The organism is Bremerella sp. JC817 (assembly GCF_040718835.1).
Classification (GTDB): Bacteria; Planctomycetota; Planctomycetia; order Pirellulales; family Pirellulaceae; genus Bremerella.
In genome coordinates this window covers 342465-369363 of sequence record NZ_JBFEFG010000268.1, presented here as the reverse complement: position 1 = coordinate 369363, position 26899 = coordinate 342465, and the positions used below count along the sequence as shown (strand labels likewise).

The window sequence follows — 26899 nt, the reverse complement described above, 5'->3', positions numbered from 1 at the left end:
GACCAGGTGGGCATTACGAAGCGAGCCATTGAAATCGTGTGATCCCAACGGCTCGGACAAGGTCATGTTAACAGGCTGCGGCAGCCGTTGTCATCGCAAAATTCGCGATCTAGTCACGCGAAAACGGGAAATTCGCTCGCTGCGGGAACGATTTCTCGGGAGATTCCCCTTCCCCCTCGGTAGCTTCTTCCTCCGACGTGTCCGTAGGTGTCAACCGCTCGGCCACCGAGTCAGGGTTATCGACCGCTTCGCGATCAGGCGTCACGAGCAGCGACCAGCCGTGCAGCACACCGCTGCGTTCGCTTCGACTGCCACGAATCATCAACTGCCAGGTCCCCTTCAGGTTCTTGCCACGGAAGTGATTCAAGCCGGGCTGGCGTTTTTCCAACGCTTCGGGACGGAAGGTGCCTTGGAACGGGGCTCGTGCCCGGGAGATCCGTTCTCCATTGTCGTCGTCGAAGATCGTTTTGTCGAAATGATCGTCGCTACCACCGATGCCGGTAAACAGTTCGATCCGCTGCCCATCCGGACCAATCAGGTAGCCATCGAGCTGCTCGACATAGGTGTGCGTGATCGAAAGCTGGATGTTGAGGTCGCCGATCAGGTAGTCGTCGGCAACTTCAATCTCGGAAACGACCGTCGAACGTGGCAGTAACAGGTGAGCCTGGGTGTTGGAGAACTGGCCACCGACAACCGTCTTCGAGGTGAGAACTTCGTCGATGGTGATCATGCCATCCTGATTGTGATCGTACGAAGCGAATTCGTCGAGCTTCTCTTGGTCCCACTGGTCGGTGAACTCCGACATCAAGATCTGCTTGTCGCCATCCTGGTCGCGTTCGAAGAACCACGTTGGAATCGCTTCCTGGCGTTGGCTGGCTTCCCGTTCGAGGGCCTCGTTCAGATAACGGGCAAATTCTTCTTTGTCGATTGATCCATTCCGGTCGTAGTCGACCTTCGAGATGGTAATGCCGATGCTCGACATCTCTTGCGGATCAAGCTGGTCGTTGCGGTTGAAGTCGTAACGTTCCATCAGGCTATCAGCCAGTGAAGCACTGCCGCGGTCGCCGTTGCGTGAACTACCGGCTCGCATCCGATCGCGCCAATCCTGGCGATCGTCGCGGCGATCTTCCGTTGAAGGAGGTAGTCGCGAGCCAAGACTGCGAACTGTGCTTTGGGCCTCGATTCTTCGTTTGGCGTATCGTTGGGCCAATTCCAGATGCGTGAGGTAACCGTCGTGGTCGAAATCGGTATCGAGAGGCGGATGGCCAGACCATCGTCCCCGTTCAATCTCCTCTGGGCTGAGTCGACCATCTCGATCACGATCGTAGCGCCGCAGTTGCTGTTCGACCTCTTCCAGGTCTGCCAGCGTGTAAGGATACTTCACCTCGGCGAGGCCGAACTCCGGCAGGAGCGGCTTGTCGGCCGGTGGACCAAATTCGCGCATCGTTGGCGAGTCGACACCGGTGACTGCAGCTGGCGTGTCGCCGTTTTGTTGACGCTGGGCATGAAGGCGAGCTGCTTGCTCGAGCTTCTTCACGGAATTCGGCCGCGAAAGGCTCAGACCGTAAGGAACGGCGAACTCCTCGAGGTATCGACGCGACCGATCCGAAATTTCGTCCGGTTCGACAAAGCCATTGTTGTCGCGGTCGATACGATGGATCCACTCTCCTTGAGCCCAAACCCATTGCGGCATCAGGATCAAGAGAAGAAGTGGCAGGAACGTGGGAAGTCGATAGCTTGCCGACTGCATTTATCGACCTCGCGAGTTATTCGAGCGGGTAGGCGTATTGCTGCGCGGACGGTTGTTCGTGCGAGGACGCTGCGAAGTGTTGCCCGACTGTTCGGATAGAATCTGCTGAATCGTTTCCAGATTGACGCCACTCCCTGCGGTGATCACGCGAACGGCCCGCTCGCTACGTTGATCGACCGATTCCACCAACTGCTGTACTTCCGCGAAAAGTGAGTCTGGGGCCGTAATCACCAGCGAGTTACTCGCTTCGTGGACGGCGACCGCCATCACCGGCTTGTTGCCACGGGTCGGCTTGTCGTCAACACGACGCTGCTCTTCCTCACCGCCGCGTGGGTCGTTCGTGGGACGAGGGGCATTCTGCTGTTGTGCTTGTGGATTACCACGCTGCGAAGAGGTATCGACGCGACCAGGAAAAGCCTCGCGGATCATTTCGGCGACTTCCTCGGCCTTCGCATGACGCAGAGCAATGATTCGCGAGCGTCCAGCCGTTTCGATCTCGGTGATGCTGGAATCTTTGTCGATGATCTTCATATAGTTTTCGATCGTCGCAATGTCTTCTTTCGTCCCTTGAACAATCAAGCGATTAAGACGGGCGTCGGAAACAATCGTTGCGGTTCCAGCGGTGACCGTCGTCATGCCATCTCGATCGAACAGCAAGCTGCCGTAGAAAGTACCTAGTCCACTCACCGAACCTCGAACGAGTGTATCGCTAGGCGTATCACTCAGGGCGTTGCCGCCGTCCAGCAGGTCGGCGAGCATCTTCACGGCTTCCTCCGCCGAAACGTACTTTAGGTAATAGACGATCGTCGGCGAGATCGCGTTGCGTTCGTGTGAGGAAAGCGATCGCAGATGACGCTCGAACTGGTCGAGTGCTTGAACGTCGTCTGATTGCAATAAGATCCCATTAGGAACTACCTGGGTGCGGATCGGAGGAGTCGTTGTGCTGGTAGGAACGGACGTGGGGATTGAAGGCTTTTGACCAGACCACGCGACGAAGTCGTCCTCGTTTAAGGAAGGCTTCGACCTTGGTGTTTTGCGAGGTGCCGGGGTCATCTCGACAGGCGACTGCGTCGGAACGGTCGCTGCCGGTTCTGTGGTGGTGCCTGATTCGGGATGCAGCGTCCGCTCGATGACTGGGTTCTGCGTCGATTCACTGGTTGGCAGAATCTCGAGACGATTGTTGCCATCCCACGACTGCTTGGCCGACTCGAGCAACTCGTCGCGGGTTGCACCGGTGAGAGGAACGAATCGTAGATCGGTTCCGCTGGTATTAGGAGAACGGGTTTCGAGGCGGGTTACCAATTGTTCAATCTGCCGTATCTGATCGGCGGTACCACGCACAAATAATCGACGGTTGCCGGGATCGGCATCGACCTTAGGTGGAGCAACCTTGGGTTCTGGTTCACCCTTCTTGGGAATCTCGTTCGGGACGCCGAACATTTCGCCAATGAGCGATACTGCGAAGTAAGGATCGACGGAACCCAGTTCAACGACGGAAAACTCAACCGAAGGTGCTTGCAGTTCCGCAATCGTTTCGCGAATCAGTTGGTGAACTTCAGGATCGGCCAGGGCGACGATCGTATTGCTCTCTTCCTGCCGCGTGAGACGCAGGTTCTTATCCGCCAGAATCGTTTGTAGAACATCGTAGATCACCTGCAAGTTATCGCCGGTAACTGGATGCGAAACGAGCTGCTGCTGCGATGGTGCCAGTTCCGCTTCGTCGGGAACGTCGACGACTTTGAGAAGTTGTTCAAGACGATTCAGCTTTTCTTCCGATCCGACCACGAACAAACGCTTGCCAGTCAGGTCGGTTGTGATCGTGATATCGATGCCGCTCATGGCGTTCTCGGGAATGCCAAGGTGGGTCGCGGCAACCATCAAGACGGTTTGCGCGTCGACATGCTTCAAGTTGAAACGGCGGATCGATTCGGTACTTTGCTGCGGCTGTTGCATCGAATTGAGGACGTCGAGTGCACTTCGCAGGTTCTTCACCGTATCGGTAATGATCAACTGGTTCGACTTAGGCAGTGTGACCGGAGTGGTCATTAGCGAAAGGGGCTGCATTTCGCTGATCGCTTCGGACGCGACCACCTGGCCCAGCGGGACGAAGCACTTCACGACTTCGTGCGGGTTCAAGCCTTCCAGGCCATCGGCTGGGACAACCTTCGCCATCGCATCCAACTGCTGCAGTCCGCGAGGGTCGCCGAGGTTGATGACCGAAAGCAATTCATCCCGGCGAACGAGTGCGTAACCGCGGGGAAGCAGAAACAAGTTCAGCCGAGCGACCGCTTCATCGACGGTGTACTGCTGACGATCGGAATAGGTGAAACTTCCGGTGGGAACGTCGTCGACATACAACGAAAGCTCAGCCGCCTCGGCCAGCCAGTCCAGAACTTCGCGCCAAGAGGCACCGCTGAACGAAAATCTTAAGCGGCTTTCGATGCCTGATGCATCGTTGGTGACCGATTCTTCCACAACAGGAGCCGCAGGCTCAACGGTTTCCTGCGACCACGCAGTGGTGGTGGCAAAGGCTGACAGCAGCAAAGCTGGCAACAACGAAAAGGAAATCGGAGCAATGGACGAAGCGCGTTGCATGGTTGGTTCCACCGGTGATAGGTCCCGGCTTTGGTACAAGATCGGCGGGCGGTTTGGAATTTGGGGCGATATCACGATCTACGAAGAAATCTCGAGAAATGTGATCTGCAGAAACAGGTGGGGAGTAACTGGAAGGCTTTGAAACGCAAAATATCTCAATTTAATTGATTGAGAACTGGCTCAGGCAGGACATCGAAGACTCAGGTGGGGCGTAAGGCAGGTCAACAAAGTTACCTAATTAGACCGTTTTAGAAGGTGGAGACGTTTACGTCAATGTTTTCTGCTAAGGGGCGGTAAGTTGCCGCTAAAGAAAACGAGGCTATTTCTTGGCCGATCCTTTGCTGGAATACAGTAGATAGGACTGCCGTCGCTTCATGAAATCTTCGAGCGCGGCCTGGTAACTGTGTTTAATTTCGGCGGGTGTCTTGGCATCTTCAATCATCTGGGCAAGCGTGCGGTTGCCGAGCAAGACTTGAAGCCGTTCCGCGTTCCAATCGACCGGGTACAGCTTTCGCAGACTCACGGCCAGGGACCACGTCAGATCGAGCGGGCGGAATTCGTTCCAATCGGTAATGATGAAATTCACTCCGCCGCACAGCTCGCCTTTGTATTTGCTGCTCGATGGGGTGAAGTCGATGCCAATCACTTTTACGCCTGGGACGCCATACGCATTGATGGCATTCGCCAGCTTGGGGCCATCGATCCAAGGCGCGCCAACGATCTCGAACGGTGTCACGGTTCCCCGTCCGACCGACAGGTTGGTCATTTCCAGCAGACCGACGCCAGGGTAAAGCATGGCCTGGGTGAGGCTTCGCATGTTCGGTGAAGTATTTCGCCAGGGCAAGCCCGTTTCAAATAAGCGTTGGCTGCGATCCCATCCTTCCATTGGGACGACGGTCAGATCGGTTTTCCAGCCGCGCTCCGCGTTCATTAGCTTGGCAAGTTCCCCCAGGGTCAGGCCATGCCGAACCGGGATCGAGTGAAAACGAACGAACGAGCGGAAGCCCCCTTCCAAAAGTGGTCCTTCAACGACGTCGCCGCCGAGGGGGTTGGGCCGATCGAGAACGACGAACGGAATCCCCTGCTCTGCCGCGGCTTCCATCGCCAGCCCCATCGTCGAAAGATAGGTATAGAAGCGGCAGCCAATGTCCTGGATATCAAATACCAAAATATCGATTCCCTGAAGCTGTTCCGGGGTCGGCTTGCGGGTCTTGCCGTACAAGCTTTGAATCTTGATACCGGTCAGGGGATCGACCGTATCGTCGACGAGCTCTTGATCGAGATCGCCCGTGAAGCCATGTTCCGGGCTAAAGATGGCGACGAGATCAACCTTGGTTGACTTGGCCATCAAGACAGCGGTCGAGGTGCCTGCCTTGTCGCGACTGGTATGGTTGGCGATCAATCCGACCCGTTTTCCAGCGAGAATATCAAACTGTTTGGCCGAAAGAACATCGATGCCGAGCTTTGTTTCTGAGGGGGACGCGGTTTTAAGCCCGGCCAGACAAGCATCGGCTGCGATGGTACCAATACGGCCAGCCAGTTTGTTGATTGAACCTTTGCCATGCGGGTGGACTCGATTGCTTAAAAACAAAACGACCAGTTCCAGGTCCGGGTCGATCCACATCGCTGTTCCGGTGAAGCCACCGTGGCCGAAAGCAGAGGCGGTCATCGTCTCGCCGCGATTACTGGAGTAGCTGCTCTGCTTGTCCCATCCCAGGCCGCGTGTTTGTCCGGCGGCATCGTAGGGGGTGTTCATTGTTTTCAAAGTCTTTGGGTGAAGCAGATGCCCGGTTCCTTCCTGGCGTGTATCGAGCATCGCCTGAGCGTAGGCCGTCATGTCGGCAGCCGTGCTGAAAAGGCCCGCGTGACCTGCGACGCCGGCGCAGTAGCGAGCGCGAGGATCGTGAACGGTTCCTTTCAGCCAGACACCATCTTCCTGCGTCGTTGTCACTGCCCGTTGACTTAATTGCTCGCTCGGGTTGTAGCCGGAGTCTTTCATGCCGAGCGGCTGAAAAATATGCTGCTGAGCGTATTGATCGAGCGGCATCTTCGAGACGCGTGCCACGACTTCTCCCAGCAAAATGAAACCGACATCCGAGTAACGAAATCGTTCGCCTGGTTTCGAGAGTAGCTTCAGCGCACAGATCTTCTTGTAAGCGGTCGGCCAGCCTTCTTCGTAGTCGGACAGCGCGTTATCTGGCGTCAGGCCACTTGTATGCAGCAGAAGCTGCTTGATCGTGATCGTTTCTTTGTCGTTGCCGCGGAACTCTGGCAGGTAGGTGACTACGGTGGCATCCAAGTCGATCTTACCTGCTTCGAACAGTTGCATAATGCTCGTCGCCGTGACGACCGGTTTGGTAAGCGATGCCATGTCGAACAACGTATCGACCGTCATCGGTTCGACGGCAGGTTCCACGCGGCGGTTGCCATGCGCCTTCTGATAGACCACCTTGCCGTTCCGCGCGACAACGACCACACAGCCTGGCATTTGCTTGGCATCCAATGCGGCGCTGATCTCGGAGTCGATCTTGCCAGCCAAGTCCCCCACCATGCCAACCGACTGCGGCGAAGCCTCTGGGAGAGCTGCAAGAGCGAAGCTGGGGAGGCAACAGATCAGCAAAATCACAAAGAACAAACGCGGGTTCATGGGGAGTCCTCGATCGAGGTGATGTCGGCAGGAAGTGGGGTTTTGCGGAACAACATCCCGAGGATGCCTGTCGCCAGGAAGGTGGTGGTCGCACAAATGAAGGAATACCAGTATCCGCTGACATTCGTCTGAAACGCAACCACCGAAATGGTTGAGGCTCCGATCAGCAGTCCCAGGTTCGCCGCCATGCTGGAAACGTGCGGGATCATTATCGCCAGCAACATCAGGCCTAAGAGTAGCCCTGCCGAGAACCCTGCGATCGCCAAGGCTTGTTCGACGACCGAGTCGGCAAATTGACCGCGGTAGGCAACCACCGCGACGATTGCTTGAAGCAACGTGAACAGCAGCGTAAAGCCGCGTGCCAGTCGCAATCGGCGTTGATCGCTGAAATTCGGACAGAGCCCGGTCACCCAGTCATCGAGTAGCGAGCTGGAAGAGGAATTCACCGAACTGGAGAGTGTCGACATGGCTGCCGCGAAAACGGCTGCCAGAACGATTCCGGTGATTCCGATCGGAATTTGTTGCACGATGAACTTCGGCAAGGCTTCATCGCCAGCGATCGTGGTGAGATCTGGGCCGATCTGCTGATAGATATATGCCAGGCCAACACCGATGGCGAGAAAGATCGTGAACTGTACGAATACGATTGGACCGCTCCAAAACAACGCCCACCCGGCCGAACGCTGATTCGCCGCACACAGGTAACGCTGAACGATCAGTTGGTCCGCACCATGTGTTGCCAGACTCAAAGTGGCACCGCCAATCAGGCCAGACCAGATCGTGATGCTGCCGTCCTGCGGAAACCAACGCCAGTCGAACATCTTCCAGCGACCTGTTTCCTGGGCAAACTGCAGGTACTCGCTCACGCCGCCAGGGATTTGCTGCACGATCAACATCATGATGACCACGGCCCCTGCCATGTAGACGGCGAACTGAAGGCAATCGTTCCAGACAACCGACCGCACGCCGCCAATCAGCGCATAGAATGCGGTGGCGATTGCCAGGATGGCCACGTTCGCCTCGAACGGCATGTTCGTCACTTGCTGTAGCGCCAGTGCGGCCAGATACAAACGAAGTCCATCTCCCAAAGTTCGAGCGATCAAGAAGAACAACGATGCCATTCGCTGCGTCGATGGACCAAAGGTTCGTTGAAAAACCTGATAGGCGGTCGAGGTCTCTTCACGAAAATAGATTGGCAAAATGAAGATCAGAACCAGGATTCGGCCGATAATGTATCCCAGCGCCAACTGCAGAAAGGCAAAGCTTCCGCCGGGACGGTAAGCGATTCCTGGAATGCTTAAAAAGGTGACGGTACTGGTCTCGGTCGCCACGATCGAAAGAAGTAGCGCCCACGTCGGCAGGTTCTTCGATCCAAGAAAGAAATCGCCGGACGAATGGTTGCCGCGCCCCAGGTACACCCCCAAGATCGCCGTCCCCAAGATGTAGAGGGCGATGATCGTCAAGTCGATGGGAGTGATCGCCAAGGTTGCGAAAAACGACATTTAGGCAGGTAAGCTAACTGGCGGTCTTGTTAAGGAATCACAAACGACAGATGAACCTTCCTAAGTCTATCTGCCACAAAGGCTCTCGCTAGTTGCTGAAGCGCATATTAATATCGGTTTTGCGCAGTGACTCTATTTTATCGAACTGGCCACATCTAAACTGGCAAGCAGGCCAGACCACAACGTTGGTCTAACCACGATCCCCCTTGAGAAGGAATTTGGCCGCCTGTGATGCTCGAACATTTGACAACCGAGGCGCATAACCCAGCGTCGGAACATCTCGATCAATTGTCGACGATGGAGATGGTCCAGTTGATCAATCAACAGGACGCGCTGATTGCCGACGCGGTCGGACAACAGGCTGCGCAGATCGCCGCATCGATTGACGTCATTTCGCAGCGATTGTCGATCGGCGGCCGCCTGATCTATATTGGTGCGGGGACTTCCGGGCGACTAGGGATCTTGGACGCTGCCGAGTGCCCGCCAACCTTCAATTCCGATCCTAAACAGGTCCTGGGATTAATCGCGGGTGGTCCGACAGCAATGACCACGGCCGTTGAAGGTGCGGAAGATCGTCCCGAACTCGGCGCGGCGGACCTGCAGCATATCGCCTTGAGCGCATCGGACGTCGTGGTTGGCATCGCCAGCAGCGGCCGCACACCCTATGTGATTGGTGGCTTGGCCTACGCTCGGAGTATTGGCGCGTTTGCGATTGGGCTTACCTGTAACGACAATTCCGAACTTCTGCCGCACTGCGATCTGGTAATTGCCCCGGTCGTTGGTGCCGAGGTGCTTAGCGGATCGACCCGCATGAAAGCCGGAACCGCGACGAAAATGGTTCTAAATATGTTGAGCACCGGCGCGATGATTCGCCAGGGAAAGACCTATGGAAACTTGATGGTGGATCTGCGTGCCACGAATATCAAGCTGACCGATCGAGCACGCCGTATCGTACGTGCGGCAACAAAAGTTACCGATCAACGCGCTTCCGAACTGCTCCGGGAATGCTCGGGCGAAGTGAAGACTGCGATCGTCGTCCATCAGACTGGCCTGTCACCAGAGGAAGCAAGATTGCTTCTCAGTGAAGCTCAAGGACACTTACGCGAAGCGATTATGGGAGCAACCAGGGAATGCGAGTCTTAATGGCGACTTCCAGGCAGTCTAAGCTTTCGATCTCGACACCACCTGCCGTTGGTGAGCTGATTCTAGCGGTCGACGGTGGTGGTACGAAGACGCGCTGCACACTGGCAGAAGTCGGTCCGTTGGGAAAATGGCGCGTTCTGGGAACCGGCAATGCCGGGGCCTGTAATCCACGTGTGGTCGGTGTGGATGCGGCCGCCGCCGCGATCAACGAAGCCGTTCAAATTGCCAAAGCGGAAGCGGGACTCGACTCCTTTCCTTGTCACCGCGGACTTTTCGCGATCGCGGGGACGCTTCATCTTCCCACTCGCCAGGCTCTCAGTGAACGACTCGCCCAGCTTGAATTGGCCGATCACGAAGACGTGATGCCAGACCTTCTTCCTCTCATCATGGATGACCCGAAGAACGAAGTCGTGGCGCTCGTTTCGGGGACTGGGTCAGTTGGCGTGGGCCGCGATTTGCAAGGCAATGTCGCGATTGCTGGTGGCTGGGGCCCTTGGCTCGGAGATGATGGCAGTGGATTCTCTCTAGGGCGACAGGCACTGCGGCAGACACTGCGAACGCTGGAATCTGGGGCTCCGCTTTCCCCCATGCAAGCGGCCATTTGTGACGAATTGGAAGCCGAGAATGCGCTCGACATCAGAACGAGACTAGCCGAAGCCAAGGATCAGCGAGATCTCTTAGCCCGTGTTGCGCCGGTGGTCCTTTCAACTGCGATGCAGAACGAACCGGATGCTCAGGCAATTGTCGCCCATGGCGCCGAAGAACTCACGTCGCTCGTGCAATCGGTGCAAAGTCGGTTACGGCTGAAGCAAAATCCGATGCGAATTGTGGTCTCTGGCGGAGTCTTTCAGGCAGGCGGGTACCTGCGAGCGGCATTGCAGAAATCGCTAGAGCAGAAAGGCATTACGCCTAAGTTCACCGCGATCGACGACCCGACGACGCCGATTCTGAAAATGCTCGTTCGCGGAATGACCTCGGCCGACTATCAGATCTTGCCGTAAGCATTACGGCGTCACGAAACCACCCGTCGTGGGAAGCGAGCATCCCGTCGTTTCCGGAATGGTGAGGGGCAGCTTCTTGATGCTGCGGACCGCCAGCCAGGCGAAGCATTCTGCTTCGAGCGTGTGCGGGTTCAAGTGACGCTGATCGATCGTCTTCAGCATCGCATAGCGGTCTCGAAGTAGTTTCATGATCAGCGGGTGCCGGGCACCGCCGCCGGTCACCCAAAGCACGCCCAAGGGGCCAGGCAGTTTGTCGATCGTTTGCTCAATCGATCGAACAATGATCGAGCAGAGCGTCGCCGCGCCATCTTCGACGCTTAAGCCTGAGACGTCGATATGATCGAACTCGTAGCGGTCGGCCGATTTGGGAAGGCGTTTACGAAAGTATTCTGACTGAAGCCATTCTTCGACCAGATCTTCATGCACTTTTCCTTGCGAGGCCAGTTTCCCTTCATTGTCGTGGCTGAGTCCTGCCATCTCCTGGACCCATTCGTCCAGCAGGCCCACGCCAGGACCGGTATCCCCCGCCAGGATCGAACGATCGGGACCGAGCCAGGTAAGATGGGTCAGGCCCCCTAGATTCAACACGGCAATGGGTCGGAACGAATCGTAAAAGAGCGCTTGATGAAAGAACGATGCCAGGGGTAAGCCACGACCACCCCGTGCCATGTCGCGTCGGCGAAAGTCGGAGACCACTTGCTTGCCAGTTCGTTCGGCCAACAGCCAAGGATTGCCCAGTTGCATCGTCACGCCATCCTGCGGCAGATGGCGAACCGTGTGGCCGTGAAATCCAATCAAGGTAGCGGTACTGGCTACTTCACCCAGCTGACGTTGCAAGGCAAAGACAGCTTCCACATGGTGAAGCGTCACCTCGCGCTCCAAAAGTAGGAGTTCATCCAGCGAGATATTGTGCTGCGACGCTTCCAGAAGCTGGGCCCGGAGATCTTCGTTGTACGGCAAACGGATTCCGCCATGATGGCGAATAGAAGACTCTCCGTCGGTCGTCAGCAGGGCCGCGTCGACCCCTTTGGCCGATCCGCCGCTCATCAATCCTATGACGGTGCGAAGTTCTGGAACACTCACGGAAGAGGCACTTTCTGGAGGAATCAAATTGCCCGAGGCACTATGGCAATTCCCCGCGCGGGCCGCCGACTCTGATGATGTTCCAGCTTACTACCCTGCCCGGCGCACGAAAGCCCCCTCGCGATGACGTCGGTGCAAAAATGAAAAAAACTATCGTATATGCGCAAACTTGAACGATGTCGAAGGTAAGATTAAGAGTCTGATTCTACGTGTTAACCCTTAGTCATCTCTTATGCCGCGCACCGTATCCCAACCCGAAGTCACCTTGCCGATAGAATCGATCGCCGTGCTGGTGGAAACCGAAACCAGTTGGGGGCGTGAAGTCATCCGCGGCATCGCCAAATATGCCCAGAAGCATGCGTCGTGGCATTTGCTGATTGATCCACGCGATAACGAGCAGCGGCCGGCGCTACCTGACGGGTGGCAAGGGAAAGGGGTGATTGCCCGGCTATCGTCGCGGCAGCAAGTCGAACAAATTCGTCGTCGTCGATTGCCAGCGGTGGATGTCGACGACGTGTACGAATCGATCGCGGGAATTGGTCGGGTGAACACCGATGAAGATGCCCGGGCCGAATTCGCGCTCGATCATCTATTGGCTCGTGGATTCACACAGTTCGCTTACTTCGCGCCGCCAAGTCATCGTTATTCAACACGCCGAGGGGAAGCCTTTCAGCAGGCGGTGCTTGAGCGGGGCTACCGATGCGATAACTACCGTCCTGGGTACCGGGCAGGACGCAAGATGTCGTGGGGGGAACAACAGCGCCGAGTGACGCGTTGGTTGAACTCGCTTCCCCGGCCGATCGCCATCTTCGCGGTCGATGCCTATCATGCCCGGCAACTGGCCGAGGTGTGCCATTTTTCTTCGATTCGGGTGCCCGATGAGTTTGCGATTCTAGCCGGTGATTCAGACGAACTGCTTTGCGAAGTGTCGTATCCCCCGCTCTCTTCCATTTCGGTGGCGAGTGAAAAGATTGGCTACGAGGCAGCTGCCATGCTGCACGCCATGTTAGAAGGAGAGGCGGCGCCACAGCAGCCAATTATGATTCCACCGCAAGGTGTCATCAGTCGGCAATCGACCGACTTTCTTGCGATCGACGACGCGATGATCGTTCGCGCCCTGCGCTTTATCCAGGCCAATACTGCCCAGGGAATCGGGGTCGAAGACATCCTACGGGAAGTCCCCCTCTCGAGACGGAGCCTGGAAATCCAATTTCGGAACACGCTTGGCCGGACTCCGGCCGAGGAGATACGTCGCGTTCAATTAGAGCGTGCAAAAGAATTGCTTCTCGATCAGGAACTTTCCATCGCGGAGGTCGCCGCTCGGGCCGGTTTCAGCAATGCGACCCGATTCGGGATTGCCTTCCGGAAGAAGTTTGGCGAGACGCCGCGGGACTTCCGGAAAACACTACGTGCCGAGTAGTTCTTCTCTGCGGGACAATTTCTAACACGACCATTTAACCTGGTTGCCTGTTTTCTACGCGATGGTTGTAAGGGGAAGGCTTTCTGCCGGAAGTATTCCCCTGCTCTCCCCCCACGGTTGATCCGAACCACCACGCCTACCAGCTTAGGAAACCGGTTATGTCTTCTGACCACCGACAAGATCTCCGCCAGGCGATCCAATTCGTCCGGCAAAATCTCAAGGATTGCCAACTCGAAGCGCCTGTGGCGGCCTACTACGACGACTGGGAAAGTCGCATTGAAGGCGAAGTCGAACGTTGTCCATGGCTACGAGAACCCAAAGACAACGAACCACCCTCGGGATCTGGCCAGCACTGGCGATATCGGGCGTTTCTCGAACATGAACTGGGCCGACATATTGAAGCTGGTCGCTTGTCAGAAGAGTCGGTCGCCAGCTTGCGAGCCGAAAACCGGCGAATCGGTACGCTTCTGAAAGAGCAAATGGAATCGCCAGTGACAGCAGAAGCGGCGGCCCCTACCGCGGCAGAGCCATCGTCGGGCAACCTGCTGGATACGATCCTCGACCCCCGTAGCCTCCAATATTTGATGATGTTGGGGGCGAGTGTGTTGATGGTGGGCCTGGTAATCTGGCTGGCGACGCAAGGCTTCTTCGATAATCCACTGACCGTCGCGATCTGCGGCGGTATTGTCAACCTGGCAATTCTGGGGACTGGGGCGTGGCTCCTGAAAGGAACGAAGTTGGAATTGGCGGGGCGCGGACTATGCCTCTTAGCCTGTTTGTTAATGCCGCTCCATCTTTGGTTCTACGACTACCAGGGATTGATCGTGCTGAATGAAGGAGGTCACCTGTGGGTTCCGGCGCTGGTGATCGTGGGACTCTATGGTCTCTGCGCACTACTGATTCGCGATCGAATGTTCGTGTATGCCTTGATTGGCGGGGTTACGTTGACCGGGCTCATGATTCTCGGCGATCAGAGCGTGGGGAAATTCTGGCAAGGGGCCGCGACTTCCTCGCTGCTGATTGTGATCGGGGCGTTGGCAATCCATGCCGAACGTGCATTCCCGAAGGGAGATGGCCCCTTCAGCCAAGGCGAATTTGGTCAGGCGTTCTTTCGGGCGGGTCACATTGTCTTGATGGGCGGTCTGCTGGTGATGCTCAGCTGGAACGTTTGTGCGTGGACCTACGATGGCTTGTTGAGCAAGATCTACGCAGAAACCTGGCGGCAACCTTTACCGTTTGATCTGCCAGCGTTGGCGACCAATACTCAGCTGAAATTGCTGGCCGTCAGTTTGATGCTGGTAGCGACCTACCTTTATGGTTACTCCTACGCCCTGGTCCAGCGTAACCTGGCATGGATCGCCGGAGCATTCGTCACGCTGCTGTGGGCCGAGGCGATTGCGGTCAGTTTCTTACCGGTTTCGATTAGCGAAGAGCTTGTTGTGGCCATGTTCGGACTGACTGGTTTCATCGCTTTGTTGGCTGGCAAGTTCGCAGAGTTCTCTGATACGTCGAACCAGGAGGAAGCCTCACAAAGCAATCCGATCAACCAGGTTGGCCACTTCGTGATTGGCGTCGCAGGCGTGGCAGGGATTTTGCTTTCCTTGAATCGTATGGCGGGCGTTGGATTGATGGCATCGACAATGGCAGTCAGCCTGGGACTGTTAGCTGTCACGTTGGTCGCTCGTTTGACAACCTCGAATCGTCCAATGCGGCAATGGTATGCTGTGCTGGGAATCGCTCAAGCCGCCAGCGCCGTGGTGCTGGTCGCCTTCGGCTTGGATCTGTTGATCTGGCAGAAGCTGGAATTGTTGGTGATGACGGTCGGTGCAATTTTGCTGGTGACCAGCCACATTGGTTGGGCTCGGGAACGTGACCAGCGCGAAGATTGGATCACGGTTACGATGATGTTCGGCAGTATGTTCCTGGTCGCCCCGGTGCTCATCGGATTGGTGGGCCAGCGATTGGGTTACTACGACGGCGATAGCGTCTGGCGAATGGTTCACGACATCGGAACGCTATCGATTGGCTTATTGCTGCTGGGGAGCGGGATCCTGCTTCGCCTGCGAGCCACAACGATCACCGGTGCCACGGCGATGGTGTTGTACCTGACAACATTGGTGGTCTACATCCGACTGCCAGAGCAACTGCAAGGTGTCGCGGTCTATATGATGATCGGCGGCGGAGCTTTCTTTGTGGTGGCGATCGTTCTGAGCATCTTCCGCGACTATTTGTTGTCGCTGCCGAAACGGTATCACGACCGAAAAGGACTATTTCGCGTGCTGAACTGGCGATAAACATGCTCGAGGGGCTTTCGCGAATCGAAACATTGTCCAGGGCAGGCTCGACTCATTCGGGCCTGCCTTTTTGTGTTAAGTATGCTCAACCACCGGAACGGCGACAGAAGCGTTGTGGCGATAAGCGAAGTAACGTGATGCCACAAGCAGACCAACTAACGAGAGGATGACTGCCAGCCAACTGAAGCCGAGAAAGTAGTCCAGAAAGTTCGATCGTTCGACAATCAGATGTCGCGTAAACATCACTACGACAAAGCCAAGGTAGCCAAAAGCATCTGCCAGATACACCAGGAAGCCGAGGTTCCCTTTCTCACGAGTCATCGCAAGCAGGCGTTCAAACACCGTCGTATGGATCGCCACGTAAGGAACATAAAGACCAAATCCAATCAGGACCATAAACGAGAAAGGACCGATGGCATCGAACTGCTGACCGATTAGTGCGATCGCCACCGCGATGAAACCGAGTCCACAGATACCCAGCGAACGGAAAAAGGCAAGTCGGTTGTCTCCGATACAAACCGCCAGGCCGTTCACCACCGTCACGCCAATGGCAACCAGCATCTCCGAACGGGTAAACAGCAACGGGTCGACCTCGTAGCCAAGCCCCTGCCAAAGCTCCGGAGCGAAGTCGGCGCGAATGCTTCGCATTACGGTCGTCAAAAGGTAAACGCCCACCAGGATCGAGAGCCCGGGCGCGTACCGCAGGAACAAGTGTCTCCGGTCCTGGGCCGTCATCGAGTCGCGTGCTGAACGAGCGTTTACGTCTTGTTCGCTCGGGGCAGGGATCAGCGTCAACATCGCCACGAAGAGGCACAGTGGCAGACAGAAGAACAAACCGGCCGTTACCGGCATCCAATCTTCTTGAACGCCTTGATCCAATAACCACGCTCCGACCGACTTGGTTACACCGTCCGAAATGATGAAGCTGGTGCATAGCCCGGCAACCAGGGCCTCGGTCAGACGGCGTCCTTCCAGAAATCCCAAGACAAGCCCAAAGACCATTCCTAGTGATAGTCCATTCAGGAATAGGCCTGCGGCATTCCATGGTCGTGGCAACAAGCCGAAAAGCGCCAGGGCCATCTCGGCGAAGATTATCAACCCCAACAGGGCCGTTGCCCGCAATCGGGGCGGCATCTCCGAGATCGTCTTGATACCGATGAACTTCGACAGCGTATAGCCGATCACCTGGGTCGAGACCGCGATCGTCTTGTAGTCGATCCCGACGAAAAAGCTGTCGGCGTATTCGGCTACGGTGAATGGCTTGCGAAAGCCATACATGCAGAAGTATGTGCCGAAGGCGGCCACCACGGCCCACGCACCCCAAAACAAATCGGACTTGGTTGACGAAGGCTTCGGCGTGGCGTCGAACGAGTTCATCGGGATACGATTCGTTTTGGGGATCAACAAAGTAGGTACGTGTTGGAAGAGAGGTGGGCTAAGGACGCTCGCCTTGCGCCATTCGTTGATTGATCTTCTGAATTACAACGGGAAGCTCTTCGAGGGAACCGATCGTGAAATGGCTGCCGGCATCTTTGAACACATTCGTGGTTGAGGCGATTCGTTCCTTCTGCTCTACGGCCTGCAGATGCTGAAAGTCTTCGTACGAGAGACCGGTGCTACTGCTGCTGTCGCAGACGCCCACGGTCCAGCAACCAGCGTTGTGCCCCGCTTCGATGTCGGCGACCGTATCACCGATCTTTACAACGCAGCGAGCCGGATAGACGGTCAGTTGCTTCATTACTTCATAAATCATCCACGGTGCAGGTCGACCTTCTGGAACATCGTCCGCACAGACGTTGGCATCGGGCACAAAACCTTGCTCGCGAGCCGCGGCGGCGGTCGCTTCCGCGGCCGCTTTGAAGTAACCGGTCGTACCGCCGATACGAATGTTGTGATTACGGAGGTGTTGGACGACTTCATTCAGTCCTGGTACCAGTTTTGAGCTCTCTTCAATCGCCTGAAGCTGGTAGGGAATAAACTCTTCGTACAGACGCGAAACGTCGTCTTCGGTCCAGGCCTTGCCGTTAGCAGCAAGCCACTGCTGGGCGATGGTTTCGGTTTGCAACATCCGGATAAGGTGCTCGCGTTTGTTGAGACCCATCGGTGCCCGGGCAGCATGGTCGGAAGCTTCGACCCCATGGGCGGCAAACACTTTGCGGAAGGCGGCAGCCGGGGCACATGAACCGAAGTCGATGGTGGTCCCGGCCCAGTCAAAGATGGCGAGTTGAATGTGGTCAGTCGAATCGGTCATAGCAAATCTTTACAGGTGCCACGGGGCATGTCGAAATGGGAAACAATCAGAGGCTCGTCGCGCGGGGAGTCACACCGAGGGGGCGAGGCATCGTCGATAAGTTAGTGCGAACTTTCAGCAACGAGACAAGATCGTCATGACTGGCCGCTCGCGGGTTATTGGAAAGCCGATCGGTATTCACACGGCTGGCAAGCAGGTTCAAACTTTCGTCTGACGTGATACCGGCCGCGAATGGTGTGGCGCTGCAGCCGAGCGAATCGACAAACGATTCAATCCGCTGGCAGGCCAGATCGACGCTAGGTACTTCGAGGATCTCCAAGATCAATTCAAGCTGCTTTTGAACGTAAGCCAAACCACGTCGATCGGCACAATCGCGAGCCGAGACACCAAAGTTGAACGCCATCACACTGCTTAACGTGGTGGCGACGGCCGCACCGTGCGGCAAACCATAGTCGGCGGTGATGCTGTACGAAATCGCATGCGGCAAGGTCGTCTTGCTGATGTTGATGGCCTGACCGGCGAGATTCGAGGCACAGCACATCGCTCGCCGCGCTTCCGGCGTTGGGCGATGGGTCGCCTCCGGCAGATATCGCAAGGCAAGCTGCGCGGCCTCTTTGGCGAACTCGATCGATTCAGACGTGGCACCAACCGCCCAGATCGATTCGATTGCCTGACAGAACGTATCGAGCCCTGTCGAGGCGGTCATCGTTGGTGGAAGGCTGTAAGTCAGTTGGGGATCGATCAACGCGAACGCTGGCAAAAGACAGGGGTCGGCGACCGAGTACTTCTCGCCATCGACATAAACCACGGCGAAGTGCGTTGCCTCGCTGCCGGTGCCAGCCGTGGTCGGAATCGCGATCAGGGGCAACGTTCCACGCTGAAGTGGCAAGCCATGAACGGCAATGTCGCGGGGAGACTCTTCCTGCAAAGCCATCGATCCGATCATCTTCGCCAGATCGATGGCGGTTCCTCCACCCAGAGCCACCACAAGATCAGGTTTTACGGAACGGCACTTCTCGACGCCACGCATGACATCTTCAAGCTTCGGGTTCGGCTCGAAATCAGTAAACAGCGTAACGGCGTCTTGGGGCAGAAACTGTCGCAACGCGTCGGCCGCTCCGGAAAGGCGATAGGCGATCTCGTCGACGACTAGCAGCAAGTGCCGGGCACGAAGTGTCTCGCAAATCTTCGGTAGCTCGGATAACGCTCCTTCACCAAAGATGGTGCTCGGAGTTATTCCTCGATCGTTCAAGCCTGGGGATCCTTCGTTGCGAAAAGCCAGATGTGGAATCGTTGACTTTAAGCAGGTGTCAATTCGTCGGCGGTCAGGGTGATATCCCACATCGGTTGTTCATCCATCTGGACCCACTCGGCATGCAGCTTGGCGGGCGACTGCGTCGTGTCGACTTCCAGTCGCATCCAGACATGCGGTATCGCTTCCCCACGAACCAGATCGGGGTGAGGCACATTCAAGGCTGGGATAACGCGATCGTGGATTGGTGAAACAATAAACTGATACATCGGATAGCCGATGGTTTGTTCCGTCTTGTATTTCAGCAGTCGCGAACAGTGGATATCGCCTCCGATCAGCACGACCCCAGGGATCTTGTTGTCCGCAATGAACTGATAAACCGCGTCACGTTCGTGTGTGTACGTTCCCCAATCATCCGATTCACCGTTCTCTTTGTCATCCCAAATCATGCCACACGTCAACAATTTGAATGGAGCGGTCGAAGCGAGAAGTGATTCTTGCAGCCATTTCCATTGCTCTTTGCCCAGGAGCGTTAGCTTCGAAGCATCAGCAAAAGACTTTTCGGTTCGAGCAAACCAGCGTGTGTCCAGCAGGAACACATCGACCGGCCCATACTCGAACTTCGTATAGATTCCTGATTGATCGTGACCGAACTCACGGAGGGCTCGATACTCGACAAATGCTTTGCGAGTGTTCTCCTTTCCCTTCAAGCGACCATCGGAGTCGTTCCGGCCAAAATCATGATCGTCCCACGTGCCCCAGGTTGGCGTATGACGAATCATTGCAGCCAACTCTGGCACCTGCAGAAATTGACGATGCTTGGCGCGGGCAACGTCGAGATTCGTCGTGTCGATGTAAGGTGTGTCGCCAAGCAGGACCAGTGCCTCTGCCCCTTGATCCTCCATTTGCTTCCAAAGCTTGGATGGATTGTTACTGGCACATGACCCGAAAGCGAGGCACACCTTGCCAGGCTTCGTGGGCTCGGGACTGGTGGTGAAGTAGCACTGGTCATCCGAGTACGTCTCGCCATCGGGACCGGTGATGCTGTATTGATAACGCGTTGCTGGCGATAGGCCTGGGACGTTCCACTTCACGCAAAAGTCTTCATCGGCATTGGCTTCGGCCAGGATCGTTTTGGTGCCGGAATTCGCAGAGCCTTCCACCTTCAAAACAAAGCTTCCCGCTTTGCCAGGTCGCAGCCAAAGCTGGCTGGACGTTGTAGTCGTGTGACCGACCATTGGCCCGGAGATCTCGGAAGGAGCCGCTTCAGGGGCGGCAAGTGCGGGCTGAGCGAGAAGCGATGCCGCGGACACAGCGAGCATCGCGCGGCGGTCGAGGTGGTTAGACATTCGCGAGTTCCTGTCGAAAAAGGCGGGGCCCATGCCTGGGCATCAGACGGTAGGTCTCGAAGGACGAATGTCGACAGACACCGCAACTGATCCATCAAGCTGCGACGATGCCTGTCAACTGTTTCCTCATTCTGTCCGAAAGTTGCCTGGTAGTCAACAAACGGGATATTAAGTCAATATGAAGAACGGTTTCTTTTCGCGCAGACCGTGGGCCATCGGTTCCCTAAGCAGTGGGGATTCCGGGGCAGTGACGCAGCTAAAAGCTCGCCACGCAGATGGCAAGTTGCCGCCTAGGCTTGTGGCGACTGGAAGATGCAGAGAACGACCGCCGGTCGCTTGTAGGTGTTCAACAGCCGATGCGGCACGCTGGCATCGAAATAGAGACTGTCGCCTGCTTGAAGCTTGTAGAGATCGCCGTCGTACTCGAAGTCGACGTTGCCGTTTTGGACGAGCAAGAACTCCTCGCCCAGGTGAGGCAGAGCTTCTTCGCGAGCGACCCCAGGGGGAATGGTGATCAGAAAGGGATCCATCGAACGCGATTTCCGCCGATGGGCGAGCGACTCGTAGATCGAGGTGTTCGCATCGGACTGGTCACGCTCGACCACTTTCCGCTCGTTCTTCCGAACCATGGTCAGCGATGGCTTCTCGTCCAGGCCTTCGACCAGCTTGGAAGTCGTAACTCCGAGTGCCTTCGCGATTTCCGCCAATGCCGGGAGCGAGGGAGTCACCCGAAAGTTCTCGACCTTGGACAGCCAACTCCGGGTCAGACCGGTGCGCGAAGCGACTTCTTCCAGCGTTAGACGCTGGTCAATGCGGAGAGAGCGGATTCGTTCTGCCAGTTCGACCAAGTTCATCGCGGTATTATATTCTGCGGGTTTGCCGCCGCAACCTGTCTGCTAAGAACCCCCTTTTGCTCTTCACCAAATGTTCTTCCACGTCGTAGCCATTCCTTAAAACGGCGAATCTGCCATCTGGCGATCCAGGTTTTGCCATTCTTGAAGCTTCGTTTCTTGATGCTTGGCACTTTGCTGCGTGAAGGATCGCCTGTTTCTAAGAATTTCCCTTTGTGCAAGGTATTTGCAGGAGCGTATTGGTTGCCTTTAGAGGACTGGGGGGACTATACTTGCTGAAATGGTATGGATGCGGCTGAAGAATGAATTCCAGTCTGGGTTGTTGTGAGGAGTGCGTGAATTTCGCCAACGCCATGGCAACAACGATTGACGACTGGCCGATCCTTGAAGCAAAATTCCACGAGGTTCGGTCAGATTAGCTGCGACCGGTTTGGACAAGTGTTGTGAAGCGAGTTCTCTCAATCCGAAAGTGTGCTGCATGGCTTTGCCTTGCTGTGATCCTGTTTGGGTCCGGCGGAGCACAGCTACTGCACGCAATTCCTGGGTTGGGGCACCACCATCACAATTGTTGTCATTCCCACGGTCTCGCCTCAGAGCATTCCCACCGACATTCACATTGCAGCCATGGTCACGATTACGACCATCGTGGCCACGCATCGGTGGCGACAACGCCTGCTGAATCTGAAGCGGACTCAAGCGGCAAGCAGTGGAGCGTTGGGCATCACTGTGTGCTGTGCGAAATCATCGCGGTGCTACATCATGGGACGCTGTTGATCGATTCGCCGGAAACTTCGACAGAGGTTTTCAGCGGACAATTCTATCTTTGCGAGGCGTCCCAGCAGAATTGGCGTCTATTGGGCGTACCGGCCCCTCGCGGCCCGCCGATCTCTTAGCCTCAAAGCAGATGCCCCTTTGACTTGGATGGAATAGGCGTTCGATGCGCGTTCCAGGCTAGGCATCTGATCTTTACATGTGGATTGAACGGAGAACTCCAGAGCCTTCCGTCCCTGCGGGATGCGTCTGCTGCTAGTGGAATCCTGGTTCGATCTCTCTGTACGAAAGTAAATTCCCAACAGCCCTTTTGCCTAGTGAGGCGAAGCGGTTGCGCCATGAACTGTCGTTGATATCGGAGGTACGGGAGTCTGCGCCGGTACGCAAGCTCTGTACGCCCACTCCCTTGGAATTTCTAAGATGACTAATACGCAACCGTCTGCCAGCCGTTGGGCATGGCTGACCAATGACTATACGCCATGGGCTAACAAACACGTCTATTGGCTGAAGACGCCTATCGGGATCTTGCTCGCACTTGCTGCGGTGGCACTCGCCATGGGAATCTTCGTAACACCGCAAGGATACGTCCTATTACTGACGATTCTGGCCGTTGTTGGGCTCGGCGTGGTGTGGCCATGGGTGGGGCTAAAAGGCGTTTCGTGCGAACTGAAGTTCCGCACGCGTCGTTGCTGCGAAGGTGAAAAGGCAGATGTCATTGTCGAAATTGTCAATCGATGGCCTGTCCCAGTGTGGGGACTCTCGATTGAAAACGGTTTCTTCCTTGAGGACGCGGCGAGCGATGCCGCAGTGGCTTTGGCTCGCATTCCTGGTTGGTCGCGATGCGAGTTTGTCTGGCGATTTCGACCACTCCAGCGTGGCGTCTACCCGCAAGCTCCACCAAAGATAGTTACTGAATTCCCGTTTGGGCTATGGAAAGCGAAGCGACCGGTGAGGGTTCAGCAAGAGCTGACGGTATGGCCCAAGACGTACCGCCTGTCGAACTTTCCACTACCACAAGGAAACCATCGCAACAATACGTCCTCCAGCGATCAGCGGACCGGTCACGAAGGAGAACGCAATGGCGTCCGGCCGTTTCGACAAGGAGATTCGCTACGCACAATTCATTGGTCGCTGACAGCAAGACATGGGCGGTTCATCGTTTCTGAGCGTCAAGGTTCCGCGCAAACTCGGGCACGTATCCGTGTCGATCTTGATCACCATTCACATCAAGGGTTCGGACCAGATGGCACCTTCGAGTGGGCGATCCGCATTGCGGCGAGTATCGCGACCGAACTCGTTCAACAGCACAACGTCGTGGTGCTGGACTTCGGGACACACGAAGAGCAACTCACCGGCGCTCAAGCCAGCATTCATCGGACCATGGATCGCTTGGCTCGACTAACACCGACCCAAGAGCCGGCCACCATGCGACGGACTGGCAATGGGTGCGATTGGTTGGTTTCCGTTGTTACCGACCTCAGCCCATCCGAGAAGCACACCAGACGGACAATCGTGCTTCGAAGCGATGGTTTTCGTGCAGCGCCCGAGTCTTCTGAGAGGCAGCCCGTATTGGCATCGGTGAAACCTTGGATTTCTGTAGAAGACCATGACAACGCGCCTCGCCAGTTGCTTTCGCAGTGGGCCACGAAAGGCCGGGAGGCTTGGTGTGGAAGCTGATAAGTTCACCCAAACAATTCATCTAGCGATGGTGCTGACCGCTGCCTTGGGCGTGCAGTTGGCAATCAGCCATGGTGAACTGGGTTTCTGGTGGCAGTGGTTGGAATTGGCGGTTGTGGCTGCGGCCGCATGGCTGTGTGCTCGTTACCTAAGGCCATCAGATGCGATACGTGATCCCCGCGTGCTAGGGCTGTTGATTGCCGTGGTCGCCGGTCACTTTGCACTGGAACAGGTTCTCTACCATACGCTTCCCAGAGCAGGTCAGCTGTTTGAGGGGCAGGTTTCCCTGGCGCTACGAAACCTCATGATTGCATCTCTGCCATTTCGATCGGAAAGACGGATCGCCAATCTGGCTACCCTGATAAGCCTGGCTCTGATGGCGGTAAGTGTCTTTATGAGTGTCTATTGGTCGGTGACGATCTGCGGAATTGTTTACGCAGTGCTAGGGGTGGGTTGGCTCGTGACCTCGTACTGGAATCGCATTTCGGGAAGATTTCCGGAGGGGACAAAGTCGGAAATTCCACGCGGTGCCGTGGGGCTCGCGTTTTGTCTGGCCGTATCGCTGGCGGCCGCCGCCATTGGCATCGCAGGTACGAACCACGCAACACGAGCGCTCGCTGGATTCATGCCTAGTTCTGGTGGGAACCGAGTTTCTGACGTGCGATCGCAAGGTGGTGTCGGCGATGGGGATGACTTAGTTCAAGGCACCAAGGACGCCATGAGCTTCGGTCCGACTGAGAGTGAGGTCTTTCTTGAGTCAAGAATGCCGAGCCTTTTCGACGTATTTGATGACACTTATGACGCTCCGGTGATCAAGAACAAAACCTTGCAAAAGGCAGTAAGCCTTCCACCGTCCAAACTGGAGCATCGCCACTCGCGCGTCGCGACGACTAAATCGAAAGGTAACGACTTTAGCCTGTTACGTAAGAATGAGGCCCGTCGTCAGAAGTCCCTCGATGATAAGAAGTCGCCGGCACTGTTCTACGTGAAAGGACGCGTGCCACTGCATTTGCGGACGACCATTTATGATCAATTTGATGGCGTCAACCTACGAGCAGCCGAAAGTCACGATGAACCTCCCGTGAAGTTGATCAAGGAGGATGGAGTGCCCTGGTACAACATTTCGTGTCCACTATCGGAGGGTGCCATCCATTCCACCGAAGAGCACCTGTTGAAGTTCATCAATCTAAAGACAGATCGTATTCCGTCTCCTCCGCGTCTGGCACGCTTTCAGATCAAAGATGTCGATCGAGAGGATATGTTTGGCTTGGCAGCCGATGGGCATCCCCGGATAACCGTGGACTTCATTCCACAGCTTACCGTCATGAGGGTGCAGTCGTTCCTGGTTAGTTCGCCAACATTGCTCAGCGACTCCACGACCAGCAAACTTCAGCAAAGTATCTCACTTCCAGACCAGCACAGTTCGGTTCCACGAATACGTGAGTATGCGCAACAGATAACTGCCGGACTGGAGCCTGGATGGCAGCAGATCGCGGCGGTGCGAGATCATCTTCGAAGCGAATACGCACATGCACCCGATAGCCAACTGAGTGAGGATATCGAGTTCCCGGTCGAAACGTTTCTGTTCGATACTAAGCAGGGCCCTGACTATCTCTTTGCTACGGCCACCTCGCTTCTCCTGCGAGAGTTGGGATACACCTCACGTGTGGTAAGCGGATTCTACGCGGATCCACAGAACTTTGATTCCGGAACCTGGCAAACTCCGATCGGGAAGGAAGACGTTCACTTCTGGGTTGAAGTCTCCTGGGATGGAAAAGTATGGCATCCCGTTGAACCGACCCCTGGATACGAACTGTTAGCACCGAGGCTGAATCCTTGGCAAAGAATCCAGGCTGCCTGCGTCGCTACAGGCCAGTGGTGCGTCAGCAATTGGATACCACTGACCGTTATCGCCAGTCTTGTTGTCATTGTTTATCTAGCGTTCGCACGCCTGGCGGATGTTGTTTTTCGCCTGGCCAATCGGTATGCCCGGTTTGGTAGTGATCGAAATCGAATCCTCTGGACGGCGCGTTTATTACAGTGGCGAGCGAGGATTCAAGGACACCGTCGTCCGCCAGGAAAGACCTTTGCCCGTTGGATTCAAGAGTCTTGCCAACCCATCTCGCACGACTTTATCGCTGCTACGAATTGGGCATTTTATTCACCGACGTTAAGCTGCCCAATCTCGCGCATTGAAATCGACCGTGTTTGCAACGAAGCATTCAGCTCATTCTTTCATTCGCCTCCCCCGAAAAGTCCAGCATCCGCTTCCAAGGAGCTATCGTGAAGACTGCGTCCGACAATGATCTGCAAGTTCTCGCCCCTGAGGGAGAGTGCGAATTTCAGCCAATGATCGATGGAATTCGACAGACGCTAAACCAAACCCTGAAGGGGAAGCAAGACGTCGTGGAAAAGGTGATCGCCTGCGTATTGGCTCGGGGGCATATCCTGCTGGAAGACCTACCCGGACTAGGAAAGACCACCCTGGCCAAGGCACTTTCGACTGCCATCGGAGGTGACTTTGCCCGAGTGCAATGCACTCCGGACTTGATGCCCAGCGATGTCACGGGATTCAACATGTTCAATCAGAAGACGCGTGAGTTCGAGTTCGTTCCAGGGCCGGTCTTTTCCGACGTACTGCTGGCCGACGAAATCAATCGTGCGACGCCGCGTACGCAGTCGTCGCTTTTTGAAGCGATGGCAGAGCGTCAAGTGACTATCGACAAGCATTGCCATCGTCTGTCGGAGTCGTTCTTCGTGATTGCCACCCAAAACCCGGTCGACAGTCATGGGGCCTATCCCTTGCCAGAGGCCCAACTCGACCGTTTCGCCATGCGGTTGAGCATTGGCTACCCCGGTAAAGAGAACGAAATTGCGATGTTGGCCTCCAACATCCATCGAGGTGATCGAGAGCGCGCAGATGTGGAGGCCGTGGTTACACCCAGGCAATTGCACCAACTTCAAAACCATGTTTCCCAGGTGCATATCGAAATGAACTTACTTCGATACATGGTCGAGTTGGCCGAATTCACCCGTAACCGTAGCGAAGTGACACTGGGCGTGAGCCCGCGTGGACTATTAACCTTGCAGCGCGTGTCCCAGGCCTGGGCGCACTTGAATGGTCGCGACTTCGTCACGCCTGACGATATTCAAGAAATGGCCTACCCCGTGCTGAATGTCCGCCTGTCGGGTGAATTTGAAGATGCTGCAGACCTCATCGAAGAGATGCTTCGAACCGTTCCTGTTCCCGTTACGCGGGGTTGATCGATGACGTTTGGTGATTTCTGGCACACATTCACGATCGAACAGTCGG

At 55.9% G+C, this 26899-nt stretch carries 17 protein-coding genes; 7 read left to right on the top strand and 10 right to left on the bottom strand.

Features of this window, described 5'->3' with window-relative positions; translation table 11 throughout:
* Positions 1–109: 109 nt before the first annotated feature.
* From AB1L30_RS12920 to AB1L30_RS12905, 4 genes are all read right to left on the bottom strand, one after another.
* On the bottom strand, positions 110–1750 hold the full coding sequence (locus AB1L30_RS12920; protein ID WP_367013834.1) for a proprotein convertase P-domain-containing protein: 1641 nt from the start codon (positions 1748–1750) through the stop codon (positions 110–112).
* Complete coding sequence (locus tag AB1L30_RS12915) at positions 1751–4345, bottom strand: secretin N-terminal domain-containing protein (RefSeq protein ID WP_367013833.1); 2595 nt, start codon at positions 4343–4345, stop codon at positions 1751–1753.
* Positions 4346–4664: 319 nt separating this feature from the next.
* The gene (locus AB1L30_RS12910) at positions 4665–6992 is read right to left on the bottom strand and encodes an exo-beta-N-acetylmuramidase NamZ domain-containing protein (protein WP_367013832.1); all 2328 of its coding nucleotides are present in this window, start codon (positions 6990–6992) and stop codon (positions 4665–4667) included.
* Positions 6989–8494: a sodium/solute symporter gene (locus AB1L30_RS12905; RefSeq protein WP_367013831.1), complete on the bottom strand. Its 1506-nt coding sequence runs from the start codon at positions 8492–8494 to the stop codon at positions 6989–6991. The genes AB1L30_RS12910 and AB1L30_RS12905 overlap by 4 nt, the downstream gene beginning before the upstream one ends.
* Positions 8495–8725: 231 nt before the next feature.
* Between AB1L30_RS12905 and murQ the strand changes: the two genes are divergently transcribed.
* Both murQ and AB1L30_RS12895 read left to right on the top strand, forming a co-directional pair.
* On the top strand, positions 8726–9637 hold the full coding sequence (gene murQ / locus AB1L30_RS12900; RefSeq protein ID WP_367014098.1) for an N-acetylmuramic acid 6-phosphate etherase: 912 nt from the start codon (positions 8726–8728) through the stop codon (positions 9635–9637).
* A complete protein-coding gene (locus tag AB1L30_RS12895; RefSeq protein ID WP_367013830.1) occupies positions 9637–10638 on the top strand; it encodes a BadF/BadG/BcrA/BcrD ATPase family protein in 1002 nt (333 codons plus the stop codon). Before murQ ends, AB1L30_RS12895 begins: the two co-directional genes overlap by 1 nt.
* Positions 10639–10641: 3 nt before the next feature.
* On the opposite strand, the gene AB1L30_RS12890 is transcribed toward AB1L30_RS12895, so the two are convergent.
* Positions 10642–11721: an anhydro-N-acetylmuramic acid kinase gene (locus AB1L30_RS12890; protein WP_367013829.1), complete on the bottom strand. Its 1080-nt coding sequence runs from the start codon at positions 11719–11721 to the stop codon at positions 10642–10644.
* Positions 11722–11986: 265 nt separating this feature from the next.
* Between AB1L30_RS12890 and AB1L30_RS12885 the strand changes: the two genes are divergently transcribed.
* Both AB1L30_RS12885 and AB1L30_RS12880 read left to right on the top strand, forming a co-directional pair.
* Positions 11987–13141: a DNA-binding transcriptional regulator gene (locus AB1L30_RS12885; protein WP_367013828.1), complete on the top strand. Its 1155-nt coding sequence runs from the start codon at positions 11987–11989 to the stop codon at positions 13139–13141.
* 158 nt (positions 13142–13299) lie between these two features.
* Positions 13300–15435, top strand: coding sequence for a hypothetical protein (locus tag AB1L30_RS12880; protein ID WP_367013827.1), 2136 nt, complete (start codon positions 13300–13302; stop codon positions 15433–15435).
* A gap of 75 nt (positions 15436–15510) precedes the next feature.
* Here the strand turns inward: AB1L30_RS12880 and AB1L30_RS12875 are convergent, their stop codons facing one another.
* The 5 genes from AB1L30_RS12875 to AB1L30_RS12855 form a co-directional block, all read right to left on the bottom strand.
* Positions 15511–16812, bottom strand: a complete 1302-nt coding sequence (locus AB1L30_RS12875) for a DUF5690 family protein (protein ID WP_367013826.1) — start codon at positions 16810–16812, stop codon at positions 15511–15513.
* 58 nt (positions 16813–16870) lie between these two features.
* Positions 16871–17686: a phosphonoacetaldehyde hydrolase gene (gene phnX / locus AB1L30_RS12870; RefSeq protein ID WP_367013825.1), complete on the bottom strand. Its 816-nt coding sequence runs from the start codon at positions 17684–17686 to the stop codon at positions 16871–16873.
* Positions 17687–17732: 46 nt separating this feature from the next.
* Positions 17733–18938: a phosphonoacetaldehyde reductase gene (locus AB1L30_RS12865; protein WP_367013824.1), complete on the bottom strand. Its 1206-nt coding sequence runs from the start codon at positions 18936–18938 to the stop codon at positions 17733–17735.
* 47 nt (positions 18939–18985) lie between these two features.
* Positions 18986–20287, bottom strand: a complete 1302-nt coding sequence (locus AB1L30_RS12860) for an alkaline phosphatase D family protein (RefSeq protein WP_367013823.1) — start codon at positions 20285–20287, stop codon at positions 18986–18988.
* A 290-nt stretch (positions 20288–20577) separates the two neighbouring features.
* Positions 20578–21141, bottom strand: a complete 564-nt coding sequence (locus tag AB1L30_RS12855; protein WP_345085037.1) for a cupin domain-containing protein — start codon at positions 21139–21141, stop codon at positions 20578–20580.
* A gap of 1188 nt (positions 21142–22329) precedes the next feature.
* On the opposite strand from AB1L30_RS12855, the gene AB1L30_RS12850 reads away from it, so the two are divergent.
* The 3 genes from AB1L30_RS12850 to AB1L30_RS12840 are packed head-to-tail and all read left to right on the top strand — an operon-like array spanning position 22330 to position 26850.
* On the top strand, positions 22330–23586 hold the full coding sequence (locus AB1L30_RS12850; RefSeq protein ID WP_367013822.1) for a DUF58 domain-containing protein: 1257 nt from the start codon (positions 22330–22332) through the stop codon (positions 23584–23586).
* Positions 23576–25873: a transglutaminase-like domain-containing protein gene (locus tag AB1L30_RS12845; protein WP_367013821.1), complete on the top strand. Its 2298-nt coding sequence runs from the start codon at positions 23576–23578 to the stop codon at positions 25871–25873. Before AB1L30_RS12850 ends, AB1L30_RS12845 begins: the two co-directional genes overlap by 11 nt.
* Entirely contained in the window at positions 25870–26850 is a 981-nt protein-coding gene (locus AB1L30_RS12840) for a MoxR family ATPase (protein ID WP_367013820.1), read from the top strand. The genes AB1L30_RS12845 and AB1L30_RS12840 overlap by 4 nt, the downstream gene beginning before the upstream one ends.
* Positions 26851–26899: the final 49 nt, after the last annotated feature.

What these genes read in the sequence shown, in the direction of transcription:
- AB1L30_RS12920 (WP_367013834.1), bottom strand. Translation starts at nt 1,750, where the DNA reads ATGCAGTCGGCAAGCTATCGACTTCCCACGTTCCTGCCACTTCTTCTC.
- AB1L30_RS12915 (WP_367013833.1), bottom strand. Translation starts at nt 4,345, where the DNA reads ATGCAACGCGCTTCGTCCATTGCTCCGATTTCCTTTTCGTTGTTGCCA.
- AB1L30_RS12910 (WP_367013832.1), bottom strand. Translation starts at nt 6,992, where the DNA reads ATGAACCCGCGTTTGTTCTTTGTGATTTTGCTGATCTGTTGCCTCCCC.
- AB1L30_RS12905 (WP_367013831.1), bottom strand. Translation starts at nt 8,494, where the DNA reads ATGTCGTTTTTCGCAACCTTGGCGATCACTCCCATCGACTTGACGATC.
- murQ (WP_367014098.1), top strand. Translation starts at nt 8,726, where the DNA reads ATGCTCGAACATTTGACAACCGAGGCGCATAACCCAGCGTCGGAACAT.
- AB1L30_RS12895 (WP_367013830.1), top strand. Translation starts at nt 9,637, where the DNA reads ATGGCGACTTCCAGGCAGTCTAAGCTTTCGATCTCGACACCACCTGCC.
- AB1L30_RS12880 (WP_367013827.1), top strand. Translation starts at nt 13,300, where the DNA reads ATGTCTTCTGACCACCGACAAGATCTCCGCCAGGCGATCCAATTCGTC.
- AB1L30_RS12875 (WP_367013826.1), bottom strand. Translation starts at nt 16,812, where the DNA reads ATGAACTCGTTCGACGCCACGCCGAAGCCTTCGTCAACCAAGTCCGAT.
- phnX (WP_367013825.1), bottom strand. Translation starts at nt 17,686, where the DNA reads ATGACCGATTCGACTGACCACATTCAACTCGCCATCTTTGACTGGGCC.
- AB1L30_RS12860 (WP_367013823.1), bottom strand. Translation starts at nt 20,287, where the DNA reads ATGTCTAACCACCTCGACCGCCGCGCGATGCTCGCTGTGTCCGCGGCA.
- AB1L30_RS12855 (WP_345085037.1), bottom strand. Translation starts at nt 21,141, where the DNA reads ATGAACTTGGTCGAACTGGCAGAACGAATCCGCTCTCTCCGCATTGAC.
- AB1L30_RS12850 (WP_367013822.1), top strand. Translation starts at nt 22,330, where the DNA reads ATGACTAATACGCAACCGTCTGCCAGCCGTTGGGCATGGCTGACCAAT.